Origin of the sequence: Oscillibacter sp. MSJ-31 (genome assembly GCF_018918025.1) — a bacterium.
In the GTDB taxonomy this organism is placed as follows: Bacteria; Bacillota; Clostridia; order Oscillospirales; family Oscillospiraceae; genus Hominicoprocola.
In genome coordinates this window covers 1-15,660 of the sequence record NZ_JAHLPT010000023.1, presented here as the reverse complement: position 1 = coordinate 15,660, position 15,660 = coordinate 1, and the positions used below count along the sequence as shown (strand labels likewise).

The 15,660-nt window shown below is 54.3% G+C and carries 14 protein-coding genes, 1 pseudogene and 1 riboswitch; of the genes and pseudogenes, 12 read left to right on the top strand and 3 right to left on the bottom strand.

Translation table 11 applies throughout. From position 1 onward, the window contains the following. Window positions 1-24 precede the first annotated feature (24 nt). The 8 genes and pseudogenes from KQI17_RS11605 to KQI17_RS11570 all read left to right on the top strand — a co-directional run. A complete protein-coding gene (locus KQI17_RS11605) occupies window positions 25-1,239 on the top strand; it encodes an AI-2E family transporter (protein ID WP_216496380.1) in 1,215 nt (404 codons plus the stop codon). After that, window positions 1,232-2,728 (top strand): ABC transporter substrate-binding protein, encoded by a 1,497-nt coding sequence (locus KQI17_RS11600; RefSeq protein WP_216496379.1) that lies wholly within the window; start codon window positions 1,232-1,234, stop codon window positions 2,726-2,728. The genes KQI17_RS11605 and KQI17_RS11600 overlap by 8 nt, the downstream gene beginning before the upstream one ends. A gap of 48 nt (window positions 2,729-2,776) precedes the next feature. Further along, entirely contained in the window at window positions 2,777-3,727 is a 951-nt protein-coding gene (locus KQI17_RS11595) for an ABC transporter permease (RefSeq protein ID WP_216496378.1), read from the top strand. Then, window positions 3,724-4,515, top strand: coding sequence for an ABC transporter permease (locus KQI17_RS11590; protein ID WP_216496377.1), 792 nt, complete (start codon window positions 3,724-3,726; stop codon window positions 4,513-4,515). Before KQI17_RS11595 ends, KQI17_RS11590 begins: the two co-directional genes overlap by 4 nt. Before the next feature lie 24 nt (window positions 4,516-4,539). After that, window positions 4,540-5,322 carry an ABC transporter ATP-binding protein gene (locus KQI17_RS11585; RefSeq protein ID WP_216496376.1) on the top strand — a complete coding sequence of 261 codons (783 nt, stop codon included), beginning with the start codon at window positions 4,540-4,542 and terminating at the stop codon, window positions 5,320-5,322. Window positions 5,323-5,326: 4 nt separating this feature from the next. After that, window positions 5,327-6,058 (top strand): ABC transporter ATP-binding protein, encoded by a 732-nt coding sequence (locus KQI17_RS11580; RefSeq protein WP_216496375.1) that lies wholly within the window; start codon window positions 5,327-5,329, stop codon window positions 6,056-6,058. Between the two features lie 4 nt (window positions 6,059-6,062). Beyond that, entirely contained in the window at window positions 6,063-7,142 is a 1,080-nt protein-coding gene (locus KQI17_RS11575) for a DUF3810 domain-containing protein (protein WP_216496374.1), read from the top strand. A 228-nt stretch (window positions 7,143-7,370) separates the two neighbouring features. Further along, window positions 7,371-8,525: pseudogene (locus KQI17_RS11570) on the top strand (IS256 family transposase); the annotation flags it as partial. Window positions 8,526-8,744: 219 nt separating this feature from the next. On the opposite strand, the gene KQI17_RS11565 reads toward KQI17_RS11570, so the two are convergent. Continuing rightward, window positions 8,745-11,696 carry an SIR2 family protein gene (locus KQI17_RS11565; RefSeq protein WP_216496372.1) on the bottom strand — a complete coding sequence of 984 codons (2,952 nt, stop codon included), beginning with the start codon at window positions 11,694-11,696 and terminating at the stop codon, window positions 8,745-8,747. Window positions 11,697-11,827: 131 nt separating this feature from the next. Between KQI17_RS11565 and KQI17_RS11560 the strand changes: the two genes are divergently transcribed. Together KQI17_RS11560 and KQI17_RS11555 are read left to right on the top strand one after the other, a co-directional pair. Further along, a complete protein-coding gene (locus tag KQI17_RS11560) occupies window positions 11,828-11,947 on the top strand; it encodes a helix-turn-helix domain-containing protein (protein WP_216496371.1) in 120 nt (39 codons plus the stop codon). An 18-nt stretch (window positions 11,948-11,965) separates the two neighbouring features. After that, window positions 11,966-12,982, top strand: coding sequence for an IS3 family transposase (locus tag KQI17_RS11555; RefSeq protein ID WP_216496397.1), 1,017 nt, complete (start codon window positions 11,966-11,968; stop codon window positions 12,980-12,982). Between the two features lie 154 nt (window positions 12,983-13,136). On the opposite strand, the gene KQI17_RS11550 is transcribed toward KQI17_RS11555, so the two are convergent. Next, window positions 13,137-13,352 carry a hypothetical protein gene (locus KQI17_RS11550; protein WP_216496370.1) on the bottom strand — a complete coding sequence of 72 codons (216 nt, stop codon included), beginning with the start codon at window positions 13,350-13,352 and terminating at the stop codon, window positions 13,137-13,139. A gap of 42 nt (window positions 13,353-13,394) precedes the next feature. Between KQI17_RS11550 and KQI17_RS11545 the strand changes: the two genes are divergently transcribed. Further along, window positions 13,395-14,702, top strand: coding sequence for a site-specific integrase (locus tag KQI17_RS11545; protein ID WP_216496369.1), 1,308 nt, complete (start codon window positions 13,395-13,397; stop codon window positions 14,700-14,702). A 71-nt stretch (window positions 14,703-14,773) separates the two neighbouring features. Next, window positions 14,774-14,848, top strand: a riboswitch (cyclic di-GMP riboswitch). A gap of 287 nt (window positions 14,849-15,135) precedes the next feature. Here the strand turns inward: KQI17_RS11545 and KQI17_RS11540 are convergent. Next, window positions 15,136-15,312 (bottom strand): helix-turn-helix transcriptional regulator, encoded by a 177-nt coding sequence (locus KQI17_RS11540; protein ID WP_253285812.1) that lies wholly within the window; start codon window positions 15,310-15,312, stop codon window positions 15,136-15,138. Between the two features lie 145 nt (window positions 15,313-15,457). Between KQI17_RS11540 and KQI17_RS11535 the strand changes: the two genes are divergently transcribed. Then, on the top strand, window positions 15,458-15,660 hold a 203-nt coding region (locus KQI17_RS11535), incomplete at its 3' end, for a zinc-ribbon domain-containing protein (protein WP_216496368.1).

The window sequence follows — 15,660 nt, the reverse complement described above, 5'->3', positions numbered from 1 at the left end:
CCGGCCGAGGGCAAGGGAGGAAACATGAAGCAGAAAACCTATCTTCACTGGGGCGTGACCATTACCGCCGCGGCCTGCGCCATTCTCGTGTTTTACGATACCTTCTTTCAGGACGGCGTGCTGTTTATTTTTATAGAAAAGCTCTTCGGCATCCTCAAGCCCGTGCTTTACGGTCTTGCGATGGCCTACCTGCTCACGCCCATCGTGGACTTTTTCGACCGTCTCCTCCGCGACAGGCTCGGCGTCAAGCGCGCCGGACTGATGCGCTGCCTGAGCATCCTTGTGACCTGGCTCCTTGCGCTGGGACTCGTGTATCTGCTCTTCAGCATCCTGATCCCCGAGCTGGTCGCGAGCATATCGCTGCTCTTTTCCAATCTCGAGAGCTATTACCGCACCATCTACACCTGGGTCACGCAGCTTGTGGAGGACAATCCCTACATCTCCGAGCGCGTGCTCACGCTGGTCCGTGATTACTACAACGAGCTGGTCGACTGGGTGAAGAACACCGTCATTCCCGGCGCACAGGTCGCCATCGTCGCCGTGACCGGCGGCGTGCTGAGCGTGCTGGTCTTTGCCAAGGACCTGCTCGTGGGCATCGTCGTTTCCGTTTACATCCTCGCCCGCAAGGAGACCTTCGGCCTCCACACGCGCAAGCTGCTCTACTCGCTCGTCTCCGCGCCGCACTATGAGCGCGCGCTGCGCGCCACCCGCGAGGCCGACCGCATCTTCTCCGGCTTTGTGCGCGGTAAGCTGCTCGACTCGCTCATCATCGGCATTCTGTGCTTCATCGTCTGCTCGATTTTGAAGTTCCCCTACACGCCCATCATCGCGGTCTTTGTGGGCGTGACGAACATCATCCCCATCTTCGGTCCCTTCCTCGGCGCGATCCCCAGCGCGTTTTTGATCCTGCTCGTGAGCCCCCGCCAGTGCCTCTACTTTATCATTTTCATTATTGCCCTCCAGCAGTTCGACGGCAACATCCTCGGTCCCAAAATTTTGGGCGAGACTGTCGGCATTTCGAGCTTCTGGATCGTCGTCGCCATCCTTGTCGGCGGCGGCTTCGGCGGCGTGCTGGGTATGTTCCTCGGCGTGCCGGTGTTCGCCTGCATCCATTCCGCCGTGAGCTTCCTGTGTGAATCGTCCCTGCGCAAAAAGGGCGTGACGGACGACACGATTTTTGCGCCCCGTCGGGTTTTGACGGGCACGACCACAACACCAAAAGGAGAATCCCATGAATAAGCGCATCCTTACCCTGTTCCTTTCCCTGACTCTGCTCCTCTCCCTCGCCGCCTGCGGCAGCAAGGACACCAACGCCACAGACGCGCGGCGCGACGCGAACGAGATCGTCGTCGGCATCGCGCAGGACCTGGAAAACAGCCTTGACCCCTATACCTCCGTCACCGCCGCGAACCGCGAGGTGCTGTTCAACGTGTTTGAGGGCCTCGTCAAGCCCGACGCGGACGGCAACCTGATCCCTGCCGTCGCCGAACGCTGGGAGATCTCCGACGATCAGCTCACTTATACGTTCCATCTCCGCCCCGGTGTGAAGTTCCACGACGGCAGCGAGGTCACGGCAATGGATGTCGCATGGTCGATCGACAAGGCTATGCAGTCCGGCAGCTGGAAGGCGCTGGACAATATCGACGCCGTGAATATCGGCGATACCTTCGTCTCCGTTGTGCTCAAGGCTGCCGACAGCGATTTTCTCTCCTACATGACGCTGGCCATCATACCGGAGGAGTACGACTACGGTGCGGACCCCGTGGGGACCGGCCCGTTCCGGTATGTTTCCCGCGCCGCGCAGCAGAACCTTGTGCTCGAGCGCTTCGCCGATTACTGGGGCGAGGGCGCGAAGGTGGACAAGGTCACCTATCAGATCTATGAGAACGCCGAGGCGCTCGTCCTCGCGCTCAAGAGCGGCGCGGTGGACATCTGCGCTCACCTGACCGCGACGCAGGCGAACCAGCTCACCGAGAGCTTCAACATTCTCGAGGGCACCATGAACCTCGTGCAGGCCGTGTATCTCAACCACGCCTACGAGCCGCTTGCGAACGAAACGGTGCGCAAGGCGCTGTGCTATGCGCTCGACCGCGAGCAGGTCTTTGACGTGGTCGCCGACGGTCACGGCACTGCGGTCGGCAGCAGCATGTATCCCAACTTCCGCAAGTATTTCCTGCCCGAGCTTGCCGACCTCTATCCGCATGACACGGAAAAGGCCAAGGCGATGCTCGCCGAGGCGGGCTATCCCAACGGCTTTGACCTCACCATCACCGTTCCCAGCAACTACCAGCCGCACATGGACACCGCGCAGGTCGTTGCCGAGCAGCTCCGCGCCATCGGCGTGAACGTGACCATCGACCCCGTCGAGTGGGCGAGCTGGCTGGAGAACGTCTATTCCGGCCGCCGCTATCAGGCCACCGTTGTCGGCGTGGACGCCAGCACCCTGACTGCCCGCGCCATGCTCGAACGCTTCACCTCTACGGCGAGTAATAATTTCACAAATTATTCCAACGCAGAATACGATGAAGCCTTTGCCGCCGCCATCCGCGCCACGACCGACGAGGAAGCGACCGCCCAATACCTCCGCTGCGAGGAAATTTTGGCCGAGACCGCCGCGAACGTCTACATTCAGGACCTCGCGGACCTCGTCGCCGTGCGTAAGGGTCTCAGCGGCTACCGCTTCTACCCGCTCTACGCCATCGACCTGAGCACCGTGACCTACACCTGACGAAAATCCGAGGGCAGACGCCCTGACCGACAAAGCGAGGCGAACACCATGCGTTATACAGCGAAAAAAATCGCAACGATGCTGCTGACGATGGTGATCGTCTCGTTTTTGACCTTCGTTGCCTTCTCCCTCCTCTCCGGCGACGCGGCGACGCGCCTGCTCGGTACGGAGGCGACTCCCGAGCGGCTTGAGGCCCTGCGCATCGAGCTGGGGCTGAACGACCCGCTTCTCGTGCGCTACGGCCGCTGGCTGTGGGACGCGCTGCGCGGCGACCTCGGCACCTCGTACCGCTACGGACAGAGCGTGAGCTCGCTCATCGCGCAGCGGCTGGGTCCCACGCTGACGCTCACGGCGCTCGCGTTCGCGCTCATCGTGGCGGTCTCCATTCCGCTCGGCGTGCTGTCGGCCAAATACGCCGGCGGCCGGCTCGACCGCGCGCTGACCGTGATCAATCAGGTCGTGATGGCGGTGCCGCCGTTTTTCACCGGCATCCTCTTTACCTATCTCTTCGGCCTTGTGCTGCATCTGTTCATCGCGGGCGCGTTCCCGGCGGGCGGCGTGGGGCATTATATCGGTTATCTCTTCTTCCCCGCGCTCGCGGTCGCGCTGCCGCGCATCGCCATGACGGTCAAGCTCCTACGCACGTCGATCTTAGACGAGGCGCAGCGCGACTACGTCCGCACCTCCATGAGCCGCGGACGCTCGCGCAGCGGCATCCTCTACCGCCATGTGCTGAAAAACACGCTCGTGCCGGTCCTGACCTTCCTCGCCATGACGGTCGCCGATCTGCTCGCGGGCAGCGTCGTCATCGAGCAGGTGTTCGCCGTCCCCGGTCTCGGGCGGCTGCTGCTGACCTCCATTGAGGGGCGCGACGAGCCGGTCGCGCGCGCCATTGTCGTGCTGCTGGCCTTCGCGGTCATTCTCTGCAACCTCGCCGCCGATCTGCTCGCGCGGCGCATCGACCCGCGGCTCGGCTCCGGAGTGGGAGGTGCGGCATGAGAAAAAACACCTTCCTGCGCGTGGGTCTCGTGCTCACGGCGCTGGTCGTCGGCTTCATTGTCCTCGGCCTTTTCTGGACGCCCTACTCCCCCAACGCCATGGACTTTTCGCGCCTGCTGCCGCCGTCCGCCGCGCACCCGATGGGCACGGACAAGTTCGGCCGCGACATCTTGAGCCGCGTTATGGTCGGCGCCGGTGACACGCTGCTCATCGCGCTCGGCACCGTCGCCATCGGCACCGTGGTCGGCACGCTCATCGGCGCGCTGACCGGCTGGTACGGCGGCTGGGTGGACGAGCTGCTCATGCGTCTGAACGACGCGCTCGCGTCGTTTCCGAGCATTCTCATTCTGCTCGTGCTCGTGAGCCTGCTCGGCGGCGGGCGGGAGCACATGACGCTTGCGCTCGGCATCGTCTTTATCCCAAGCTACGCGCGTATCGTGCGCAGCGAGTTCGCCCGCGCGCGCACGCAGAACTACGTCCATTCGGCGGAGCTGATGGGCGCATCCACCGCGCGCATCCTCTTTGTTCACATTCTGCCGAACATCTGGCACACACTCGTCTCCGCCATCACCATCGGCTTTAACAACGCTGTGCTCGCCGAGGCGGCGATGAGCTACCTCTCCATCGGCGTTTCGCCCGACGAGGCGAGCCTCGGCTATATGCTCTCGGAGTCGCAGAGTATGCTCGACTCCGCGCCGTGGTACGCGCTCGGCACGGGCGCGGTCATTGTGCTGCTGATCCTCGGCGTGAGCCTGATCGGCGAGGGCCTGCAGCGCGGCGAGAACTGATTTTTCCGGAAAGGAGCTGCCCCCATGGTCGAGATCCATGATCTGCACGTCCGCTTTCACGGTGCCTCGCGCGAGGCCGTGGCGGGCATTGACCTGACCATCCGCGACGGCGAGGTCGTCGGGCTCGTGGGCGAGAGCGGAAGCGGCAAGACCGTGACCGCCATGACGCTCTCGGGCCTCATCGAGCGCAAAAAGGTCACGCTCTCCGGCGAGGTGCGCTTCGACGGGCGCGATATTCTGCGCCTGCCCCGCGCGGAGCTGCGCGCCATCCAGGGCCGCGAGCTCGGCGTGGTCTTTCAGGAGCCGATGACCGCGATGGACCCGCTCATGCGCATCGGCCCGCAGGTCGAGGAGGCGCTGGCTGTTCACACGCAGCTGACGAAGGAGCAGCGCCGCGCGCGTGCGCTCGAGGCGCTGCGCGATGTGGACCTCCCCGCGCCGGAGGAAATTTACCGCAAGTACCCGCACGAGTGCTCCGGCGGTCAGCTCCAGCGCGTGATGATCGCCGCGGCCATCGTCACCGATCCGCATCTGCTGCTGCTCGATGAGCCGACCACCGCGCTCGACGTGACCGTGCAGGCGCAGATCCTCGCGCTTTTGCGCCGTTTGAATCGGGAGCGCGGCATCTCGATGCTGCTCATCTCGCACAATTTGCAGGTCGTGCGTCGCATCTGCTCGCGCGTTGCCGTGATGCAGCGCGGTCACATCGTTGAGGAGGGCACGCCCGAGCAGCTTTTCACCGCGCCGCAGCACCCCTACACCGCCGAGCTCATCAACGCCATCCCGCGCCGCGTGCGCAGAGGTTAACGCCATGGACGACCTTGTTTTAGAAGTCAAAAGCCTTACAAGCTGGTACCGCGACACCGATGAGCATGGGCGGCGGCACGACCATACCGTGCTGCACGACGTGAGCTTCACGCTCCGCCGCGGTGAAATTTTGGGGCTGGTCGGCGAGAGCGGCACCGGCAAAACCACGCTGGTGAAAAATATCCTCGGTCTGGTCAAGACCCACACGGGCGAAATCATTCACTACACCAAGCGCCCGCAGATGATCTTTCAGGACCCCTACTCCTCGCTCAACCCCGCCTACACCGTCGGCTGGAGCTTAGAGGAGCCGCTGCGCATCTACGGCAAGTACGACGCCGCCGAGCGGCGCCGCCGCGTCGCGGAGATTGCCGAAAAGGTCGGTCTGCCCGCCGAATGCCTGACGCGCAGGCCGAACGAGCTTTCCGGCGGGCAGCGCCAGCGCGTCTCCATCGGAGTGGCGCTCATTCAAAAGCCGCGGCTCATCATCGCCGACGAGCCGGTCAGCGCGCTCGACGTGACCATTCAGCGCCAGATTTTAGAGCTGATGCGCACGGTGCGCGACGAGCTGGGCATCTCGTTCCTCTTCATCTCGCACGATCTCAATGTGGTCTATCAGCTCTGCGACCGCGTGATGGTGATGAAGGGCGGGCGCATCGTGGAGGAAAACACGGTGCAGGAGCTTTTCGACCACCCGCAGCACGCCTACACGCGCGAGCTGCTCTCTGCCGCCGACTGAAAAGATGAAAGTGCTGCTTCTTCGCCATAAAAAACTGCATCTCTGGCTGCTCGCGGACCTTGCGTTCCTTGCGGCCTTTTTGCTCGCGCGGCGCAGCCGCGCCGCCATGAACGCCCTGACGGAGGGCTTCACAAACCCGCTACGCCGCATGCTCGGCAGGCTGTGCGAGTGCGTCCCCTTCTCCGTCGCGGAGGGGCTGTACGTCCTCGCGGCGATGGGCTTTCTCGCCTTCCTCGTGCTGGGCGTGCGCGCCGTAGTGCGAAGCCGGCACAGAAGCGGCACAGTCTACGCGCTCGTGCTTGGGCTTGGGAACGCGGTTTTGACCGTCTATGTGCTCTTTTGCCTGCTCTGGGGTGCGAATTACTACGCTGACGGCTTCACCGACAAAAGCGGCCTCGCCGCCGAACCGGTCGCCGTCGACGACCTCGAGCGCGTGACGCGGCAATTCGCCGCACTGGTGAACGAATACGCCGGAGACGTCCCCCGCGCCGCCGACGGCGCCTTTGCCGGCGACCGCGCGGAGATCCTCGCCTACGCGCCGAAAATCTACGAAAATCTGTATGAGGAATTTCCGTTCCTCGAAATGACCGACGTGCCGCCCAAGGCCATGCGCTTTTCCCGCGTGATGAGCGCGATGGGCTTCACCGGCTTCTACTTTCCATTCACGGGCGAGTGCAACGTAAACATCGACTTCCCCGCCGCCACGCTGCCCACCACCGTCGCGCACGAGCTTTCCCATCGCCGCGGCATCGCGGGCGAGCAGGAGTGCAATTTCCTCGCCGTGCTCGCCTGCCTGCGCTGCGGCGACGCCGCCTACCGCTACGCGGGCGCACTGTCGGGCTACATTTATCTTGCCAACGCGCTCTATTCCGCCGACGCGGAGCGCTGGCGCGCCGTGCGCGAAACGCTCGACGAGCGCGTGGGCGCCGACCTGCGCGCTTCCGGCGCCTACTGGGCACAGTTCGAGGGGCCGGTGAACACAGTCTCCAATGCCGTCTACGACGGCTTTCTCAAAAGCTACGGCACCATCGGCGTCAAGAGCTACGGTGCCTGCGTCGACCTGCTGGTAGCGTATTTCAAGTGAAACAGAAGCGGCTTGCAATGCAAGCCGCTTCGCGCGTTTCGTCTGCCGGCGCGAGTGCGCCGCCGCAAGCGTTTTGCGTAGCAAAACCTTGACGGAGGGCGAATTCACTTCGCCCGAGTATTTGATAATGTACAATAAGTTGCGCAAATTGAAAACCGCATAAAAGAAGACATAGCTTGCAGGCTCTGGTAGAATGAAGTCACGACACACCATTCTGAAAGGAGACAGCAAACTATGTCCGAGAAAATTGTACAGCTGAATGAGGAAATTATCAAGGGGCAGCTCAAAGAATTAGTTCGAGGAAGTGTAGAAGAAACCCTGAACGAGCTGCTGGAGAAGGAGGCGGAGTCGCTGACGCAGGCGGCGCGCTACGAGCGCAGCGAGGCCCGTCAGGGCTACCGCAGCGGTCACTACGACCGCAGCCTCGCCACGACCTCCGGCGACGTCACGCTCCATGTACCCCGACTCAAGGGCGTGTCCTTCGAGACTGCCATCATTATCGAGATGTACCTGGCAGGCGTTTCCGTGCGCCGTGTGGAGGACATCACGGAGATACTGTGGGGCAGCAAGGTCTCGCCCGCCACCATCAGCGAGCTGAACAAGAAAGCCTACGTCCACATTGAGGACTGGCGCAACCGCCCGTTGCAGGGTGGACGGTATCCGTATGTCTATGTGGACGGCATCTACCTGCGCCGCAACTGGGGCGGAGAGTACGAAAATGTTGCTGTTTTGGTGGCGATCGCCGTAAATGAGAACGGGTTTCGTGAGGCTTTAGGCGCTGCCGAGGGCATGAAGGAGGACAAGGCCAGCTGGGTCAGCTTCTTCCAGTGGCTCCGCGGACGCGGCTTGGATGGCGTGAAGCTCATCGTCGGCGACAAGTGCATGGGGATGCTGGAGGCCGTGGGCGAGGTGTTCCCGGACGCCAAATACCAGCGCTGCACGGTGCATTTCTACCGCAACGTTTTCTCTGTTGTGCCCAAATCCAAGGTCAAAATTGTGGCAAAAATGCTCAAGGCGATCCACGCCCAGGAGAGTAAGAAGGCGTCCCGCGAGAAGGCAAAGGCTGTGGTTTCTGAGCTGCGCGCCATGAAACTGAAGGAGGCTGCCAAGAAGATTGAGGACGGCATTGAGGAGACACTGACCTATTGTGACTTTCCCAGCGAGCATTGGACGCGTATCCGCACCAACAACGTGATCGAGCGGCTGAACCGTGAGATCCGCCGCAGAACCCGCGTGGTGGGGACGTTCCCTGACGGGAACTCCGCCCTGATGCTGGTCTGCGCGAGGCTGCGCCACGTGGCAGGTACTCAATGGGGCAGCAAGAGATACATGAACATGAAGCACTTGGAGGCGGCTCTGGACGACGCCTCTATTGCCGGCTGACTTCATTCAGCCGGAGCCTGCAAACAATTTTGCGCATAAATCTTGACGGCACCAAATCTTGACGGGACCAAAAGGAGGAGTAGCGGAATGAGTGCGCTCTGACTTTTTGAAAAAAAGTCGGAGCAAGCGATATAAAGCTTGCTCCGACGTGTAATAGCGAAACACTATAGATATCACACCATTACATCCGCATATTCTTCATATAGGCATATAAAACGCTTATATTTTCCAAATTTCATTGCCGCTAAGCAGAAAACCGTATAGGATTCTTTTTTCGGTCTCACTTGCCTCTTCCGATTTAATTCGGTTTTGAATTATCGGTATGATAGCATCTTTGTGGGCAATAAAACAACTCATGTACTTTTCATGACGAGCAAAGTTTTCCCACATATAATTGGAAAAGTCTACTTGAGAGTAGTCAAAACTCTCCGAATCTAATAGGAACTGCAAATGCGGTCTTCCCTCAGACAGTTCTTTTAAAGCACTTATATCAGATATCATATCGTTTATATAGAGAAGATAGACGCATTCCAATCTACTCTCAACCGGATCGGGGTATGAGTGCACACCTGTGACTTCTTTTCTGCTAAGCTCTATTACTCCATTTAGAAATTCCTTGATTGAATTCTGATCTGGGGTCAACCATCCAGAGAATATAAAGTCGTAGATTGCCTCTATTGGCAGTTGTGCAAAGTTATCGGATAAAATGTATTTATACTTCTGTTGAACCGTATCACCGGTAATCTGCTGATAAAACAACCTCAATAATATGACTTTCTTATGGAAATCCTCTGTAGTATCAATGATAGCCTGAATCTTATCTGTAGTTGCCTCATCCTTTGATATGAATTGCTCAATGAGATGACGAAGACTGTTGAAATGCACATTCACCGCATACTCAAAGAATTTTTCTCCGCCCACTATTTGATGAACAAACTCAAAATTATGGGGAAATGCTAATAAGCTGCAAAGCTTTGAAAGCTCTCTCAAGCTTTGCCTAAAGTCCGGCCAACCTATAGAAAAGAAGATTGGAGCAATAATCTTATCACTGAGTAACGCTTCTACCGATGCTGCAATTATCTCTTTGCTATTCTCATCTAAGACAACCAAGTTCAGTAATAGTACTATATTGGAAAGCGCAGAAAACGACGATTGCAATAATCCATAAGTCTTTGCAGTCACAATAGAATGACAAAGATTCTTAAAGCACTCTGCAAGGAATGTAACTTCCTGTACGCCCGTATTCAATTGTTTTACATTATATGACCTTACAAGCGCACTCAAATCTTTTGTCGAAATAAACTTTGCCATAATATCCAGATCAATGTATTCTACGGCATACTTTTCGTTTGCAAATTCCATATCTCCCAAAAGAGTAGTTTTTGGGGCCGCATCACTATTTGCGCATATTATGGCTTCGATATATGGTTTGAAAAAATCTTTTAAATCTCTAAAGCCTTGATACAGAATGTGGTTGTTATAGTAAAAAAAGTATTGTGTTACAGCAAGCCGTTTTATTTCATAAAGCCTTGCACACGATGTTCCGCCAAAATGAATGGTATTTCTGTCCCCAACATCTTTCTTTAGCTTTTCTAAGGCTTCGTACATCGAAAGTCTCTTTTTAGTATTACCACTATAAATGTCAAGATATCCAGAGAACACCTCTCTTTCCTTGCTTGCAGCGATATTTTGAACAAATTGTTTGACTTTGGCAGAATCAAAGCCCCCAAAGTATGTCTGGATTGCCTCAAGTACAGCGGAATTATGCAGATAAGCAACTTTCTGGTCTATAGGGAACCCAGAGCAGTCTATTTCTTCGTGGAATTTTAATATTTCACTAAAACCATCCACAATGCTTTTGTAAAAAAGCATTTCATTTGCTTCTAAATCTATATGCTCGCTGTTGAGCAATGCTTTGATCTCATCATATTTATTCAGAATATAGAGATTAAAAATTTCACTTTTCAGCAAAGCGTTATCAGACAGCTCTCCTATACGAAAGCGCATGACTTTATGCTCGTGAATGCACTGTATGGATACGATTCCAGCGTTTAGAAAAAGTTGTCTTAAATCAGTTGCACCTTCGTCCCCAGACTCCATAAATGCTATTAATCTTGCATAATCGTTTTCAGAAAAAAGACGTAATTTCCGGTCTGTAACCTCATATCTTTTCACATAAAGCAGCTTTAGAATTTGCTCATAGCTGACAAAGCTGAAACGAGACATAAATTTTACGGCATTTTCTATTGTAGATAAATTCTCCTCTAATGCAGGATTGGCAATCACACGCAGAAAACTATATAGACGCTTTCCAATTTCATTGGATAGATCCGCTGGGATCTCCTGAATCAGCGGCATGGAGTTAATATTGATTACTTCGATATTATTGCTACTAAAATAAGAAAGCTGAGTATCATCAACAATCTCCTGATCCAGAATCAGGTAGCCAACTCTTCTGTCCACATCAAATGCTCCGTTTTGTGAACGCATATAGTTTAGCCAACTGAGAATAAGCTTGATGTTATAATCATTTAACGAATATCCCAAAAACAACACAATATGGTCCGTCAGCAACGATTTGATGAAGAGTTCAATTAATACGTGTTTTTGCGAATAGTCTAAGTAGTCTTGCTCTTTTAGAACAATGCTGGAAGCATCGGAAAGATCCCCGTGCATTTTAATGATGTACTTTCCTTTGTCCGCATTCAGCAAATCCTTATCGTAAACAATCACCTGATATTGCTCACAAAATATATTTTTCGAGGATTCAAGCAACTGGTCATAATTCGTGGTGATAATATGTGCCGGATTGATATCAAAAATCGCTGACGACAAAGGTGCATCTGCCGTCACAGCGGGAATGCTTTCGTTTAATATACGATAGTATAATTCTTGATCCTTGTTAAACACATGCTGCGGTACCTTTAGAAGTTCATCTGTCGAAAAATCATCTTTCAATAAGCAGGTGTTTTCACAGCTTTCTAATCTATGTCTGCAAGTATCACACCTCGAATAATCAATCGCCTTTGCCATATTTTGAATCAAGGCATTCCAACTGGGCATTCCGTCTACATTGCAAGACACTCCCGCACCTACAAAAATAACCAGTTTTCCTTGCTCGGCTTTTTCTCTGAACATGCTGATATAGTTGAGCAGTTCATCGTTGCCCATAAACACATTCACCTTCTTTATCTATGTGGTGTAGTAAGAAAAATGTTTGATATGTTTTATTATACTGCAAGCTATTGCTCTTGGCAACGCTTTGCTACAATAGTCTCAACACCGACAAAGGAGCTGAGGCTATGCCAATCACCTATTCAACTGAACTCAAAGTCAAAACCATCCGCCGTTATGAAAAGGGCGAGTCAATCAAAGCGCTAAGTCAAGAGTTGCACATCTCGCAAAGCACCCTGTACCAATGACGCAAAGAATACTGCTCGATCAAAACGCCCAACCATACCTACACGCCTGCTGAATTCGATGCCATCTCCCGCCGCCTGCAAAAGCTGGAGCATCATATGGAGATCATTCGCCAGACCGAGTATCTGTCGAATATACCCTTGCAGAAAAAGCTTGCCACTCTTGAGAAACTCTATCATCGACCGGGCAATCCTTTCAGTGTCCATGAGCTGTGTGACGCTCTTGATGTGGCAAGGGGGACCTTCTACAACCACATCTTCCGTAAGGCGGACAGAAGCCAATACCAAGAGGAACAAGCTCAGCTCATGCTGAAGGTCAAGCAGGTATTTGATGACAGTGAGCAGCGCTTTGGCGCGGAAAAGATACGCATCGTTTTAGCTGAGAGCGGCATTCGTGTTGGTAAAAAGCGCATTTCCGCCATTATGCAGGAGTTAGGCCTATGCAGTGTCCGGACAGATGCAAAAAAGCAGTTCAAGCGCAAGCAACAATATGCAAAACAAAATCTGCTGAAACGGGAGTTTTCGGCAGAGCATCCAAATCAGATATGGGTCAGCGATATTACATACTTCAAGGTCAAAAGCTACTGGGTCTGTCTCTGTATCATTCTGGATCTATACTCCCGCAAGGTTATCGGCTGGCGGGTATCAAAGCATATGAGTACACATCTGGTCACCGCAACCTTCAAAACCACTTATCAGGAGCGAGGGAGACCGCAGAACCTGACCTTTCACAGTGACAGGGATAGCCAGTATGTTTCAAAAACGCTGACCGGTCTGTTTCAACAGTACGGTGTAAAGCAATCTTTCTCTGCAACGGCCAGGCCACTGGATAACGCCGTGGCTGAGACTTTCTTTTCCTCCTTCAAACGGGAGGAGGCTTACCGAAAAGACTACGCCTCCGAACAACATTTTCGTAGGAGCGTGGAGGAGTATATTGGGTTCTACAATGAGGTGCGCCCCCACCAGACGCTGAACTACAAGACGCCGCAGGCTTTTGAGGACGCATACAAGCCTGCTTTATCGGAAAGTAGTGTCTAAATAGCCGCCATGCATAAAAATATTAGTTTTGCGTTTGGAGCGTTTTGGAGAATCGGTGCCTTGACATGAAAAAGCGGAAAGCTCCATATTGCAAGGCTTCTCGGATATGACAAGTCCCACTTTTCGATAAAATAGTTCGAAAAGCGGGACTCATTCATTTGGAGCGGATGACGGGAATCGAACCCGCGTCGCCAGCTTGGGAAGCATTGCTACGATTATTCCCTCGTCGCCGCAAAACGCTTGAAAACCCTTTATTTTCAGGGATTTTTCTGTCTTTTTGATTCCCGAGCTTTTGCGAATTTTCGCAAATTTTCGCCGGTTTTTCAAAAGGATAGAGTGACAATAGAGTGACATTTTCGTTGACACGCACCTCGTACCTCGGTACAATAGAGCCAAGAAAAGAGGTGTCTGTATGGAGCGCAGAAAAAAGGGCAGCGGGCGTATCACCTATGTCGAAGACAGAAAATCTCCGTGGCGGGCAACCGTTACCGACGGCCGGGGCAAGCAGAAAACGCGGTTCTTCAAAACGGAAAAGGAGGCGAAAGCCTTCCTTCGAGACATTTACGCCGACGCAAGCAAGCTGAAGGCTCTGACGGAAAGCGGCGTGACCTTTGCCGCCTTTTCGCAGATATTCCTTGACGAAAAGAAAAAAAGCAACATGAAGATCCTCGCCTATAAAGCCTTAGAGGATCAGGTCAAGCGCGTCTGCACTTTCATAGGAACGGCGAAGCTGGGTGACATTGACAGCGATATGGTGCAGCAAATGGTATTCGCCTTAGCAGAAAAGGGTTACTCCGAAAGCGTTATGACAAAGGCGAAGATCGCCGCTTTCAGCGTTCTGAAAATGGCAGCGGCAAAGCACTATATCGACACGGTTCCCGTCCTCAACATTACCATACCCCGTGCGAAAGAGCAAGACGATGACCGGCAGGTAAAAAAGAACTGGCTGCGCGACAATGAGCTTGCCTTATACGAGGCAGAATGCCGCCGCACCTATGTACCGAAGAAATACACGAAGTATGCCGGTCAAACGCTCATGGTCCATCCCGCAGGCCATAAGCTGCTGTTTATCCTCCATACCGGCCTGCGGCTGGGTGAGGCTTTGGCTCTGACATGGACGGACTATGACGAGTACAGCAAAACGGTTATGATCGATAAAAACACCGTCTATGCCGATGGTGAAAAAATCACGCAGATGCCGAAAACGGAGTCCGGCGAACGACTCATCATTCTGAACCGTCAGGCGGTACAGGACTTGGAATGTCTGCGGCGTCAGTTCGACGAGCAGAGCCGGGAGATCGAGAAGCGCAAGGCTGAGGAGCTGCGGCAGGCCGAACTGAAGTATTTCGGGCCGGAGCAGAAGTCGGCCAAGCTGAAGATCAAGGAGAAATACGCCGCCATCGAGCGGGAGCACAAATACATCTGCGGCTCATCCACCTTCCCCTACGGCAGCGGCGGACATTCCAGCACCTTGCAGACGCACAAAAAAATATGCAAGGTCATCGGTCTTTCCCACACGGTCACGGTACACGGCCTCCGACACACCTATGTGACGCACTACTATCTGCACCACAAGAACGATCCCGATTTTGACCTTGCCACCTTTTCAAAGTCCATCGGTCATTCCAGCATCCGAACGACAATGGAGATCTATGCGCATTTGGATATGACGCAGAACCGGTATATTCCCCGCACGATGGAGGATTTGAAGGAATTTTGAGCAATTCGCTATAAAAATCGCCGCCTTTCTCTTGCAATTTTGGGGAAGTATAGTATACTGAACACATCTATAAATGCTATCGGCAAACCCGGCGCAAGCCGGCGGCGCAAAGCTACAGGGACCCATTGGGTCAGCCAGCTGCAATCTGTCTGCGGGAAACCGCCGACTGATTTCCCGTGTTGGTATCGCAGCTTTGCGCCTGTAAAGCTGCGGTTTTGCTTTTCCTAAAATCTTGAAAAAGCTTGTAAAAAGGGGTTGACAAGGATGAAACAGGCGCCATATACTGACAGCAGAGCAGAGCAGAGCAGAGCAGAGCAGAGCAGAGCAGAGCAGAGCAAGTAAAACTCTGCTCATTTGTGTTGCCCGCAGTCCTTTTTATCTGAAATAAAAGACGCTTTCGGCATGGGAAGACCATGCTTTGAAAGCGTCTTTTTTATGCTTCATCCGGCGTATGCACCAAAACATCCTCGACCCGGCAGGAAAGGATATTACACAAGTCATTCAGCGTAGCCGTCGAGATGTTTCGGTTGTGCTTGAGCGAGTCCAATGTGCCGCGGCTGAAGGAGTAATCCTTGATAAGCGTATAGGTCGTAACGCCCTTTCGCCGCATGGTGCTCCAAAGCGGTTCGTAAGAGATAATAAAAACCACCTCACTTGTGATTTTTATTATATTTGCCCGGTCGGGGCTTGAATATTCCCGACATAATGGGTATAATGTGAATATCCAACGAAAAGAATGCAGCGGGGGGTCATGTATGAAAATGTCTTTGCGCCAGTATTGCATAGAGCATGGCCGCGACACGCTGCTGCGTGAGTGGGATGCAGAGAAAAACGGCGGCCTGACGCCATCCGACGTTTCCTTCGGAAGTCATCAAAGGGTATGGTGGCAGTGCTCCAAGGGTCACAGTTGGCAGGCGAAGGTCTACTCCCGTTCGGCGGGCAGTGGCTGTCCGTACTG

Excerpts from the sequence above, each read along its gene's own strand:
- KQI17_RS11585 (WP_216496376.1), top strand. The coding sequence starts at position 4,540 with ATGGTCGAGATCCATGATCTGCACGTCCGCTTTCACGGTGCCTCGCGC.
- KQI17_RS11545 (WP_216496369.1), top strand. The coding sequence starts at position 13,395 with ATGGAGCGCAGAAAAAAGGGCAGCGGGCGTATCACCTATGTCGAAGAC.
- KQI17_RS11580 (WP_216496375.1), top strand. The coding sequence starts at position 5,327 with ATGGACGACCTTGTTTTAGAAGTCAAAAGCCTTACAAGCTGGTACCGC.
- KQI17_RS11595 (WP_216496378.1), top strand. The coding sequence starts at position 2,777 with ATGCGTTATACAGCGAAAAAAATCGCAACGATGCTGCTGACGATGGTG.
- KQI17_RS11605 (WP_216496380.1), top strand. The coding sequence starts at position 25 with ATGAAGCAGAAAACCTATCTTCACTGGGGCGTGACCATTACCGCCGCG.
- KQI17_RS11590 (WP_216496377.1), top strand. The coding sequence starts at position 3,724 with ATGAGAAAAAACACCTTCCTGCGCGTGGGTCTCGTGCTCACGGCGCTG.
- KQI17_RS11565 (WP_216496372.1), bottom strand. The coding sequence starts at position 11,696 with ATGGGCAACGATGAACTGCTCAACTATATCAGCATGTTCAGAGAAAAA.
- KQI17_RS11560 (WP_216496371.1), top strand. The coding sequence starts at position 11,828 with ATGCCAATCACCTATTCAACTGAACTCAAAGTCAAAACCATCCGCCGT.
- KQI17_RS11540 (WP_253285812.1), bottom strand. The coding sequence starts at position 15,312 with ATGCGGCGAAAGGGCGTTACGACCTATACGCTTATCAAGGATTACTCC.
- KQI17_RS11575 (WP_216496374.1), top strand. The coding sequence starts at position 6,063 with ATGAAAGTGCTGCTTCTTCGCCATAAAAAACTGCATCTCTGGCTGCTC.
- KQI17_RS11600 (WP_216496379.1), top strand. The coding sequence starts at position 1,232 with ATGAATAAGCGCATCCTTACCCTGTTCCTTTCCCTGACTCTGCTCCTC.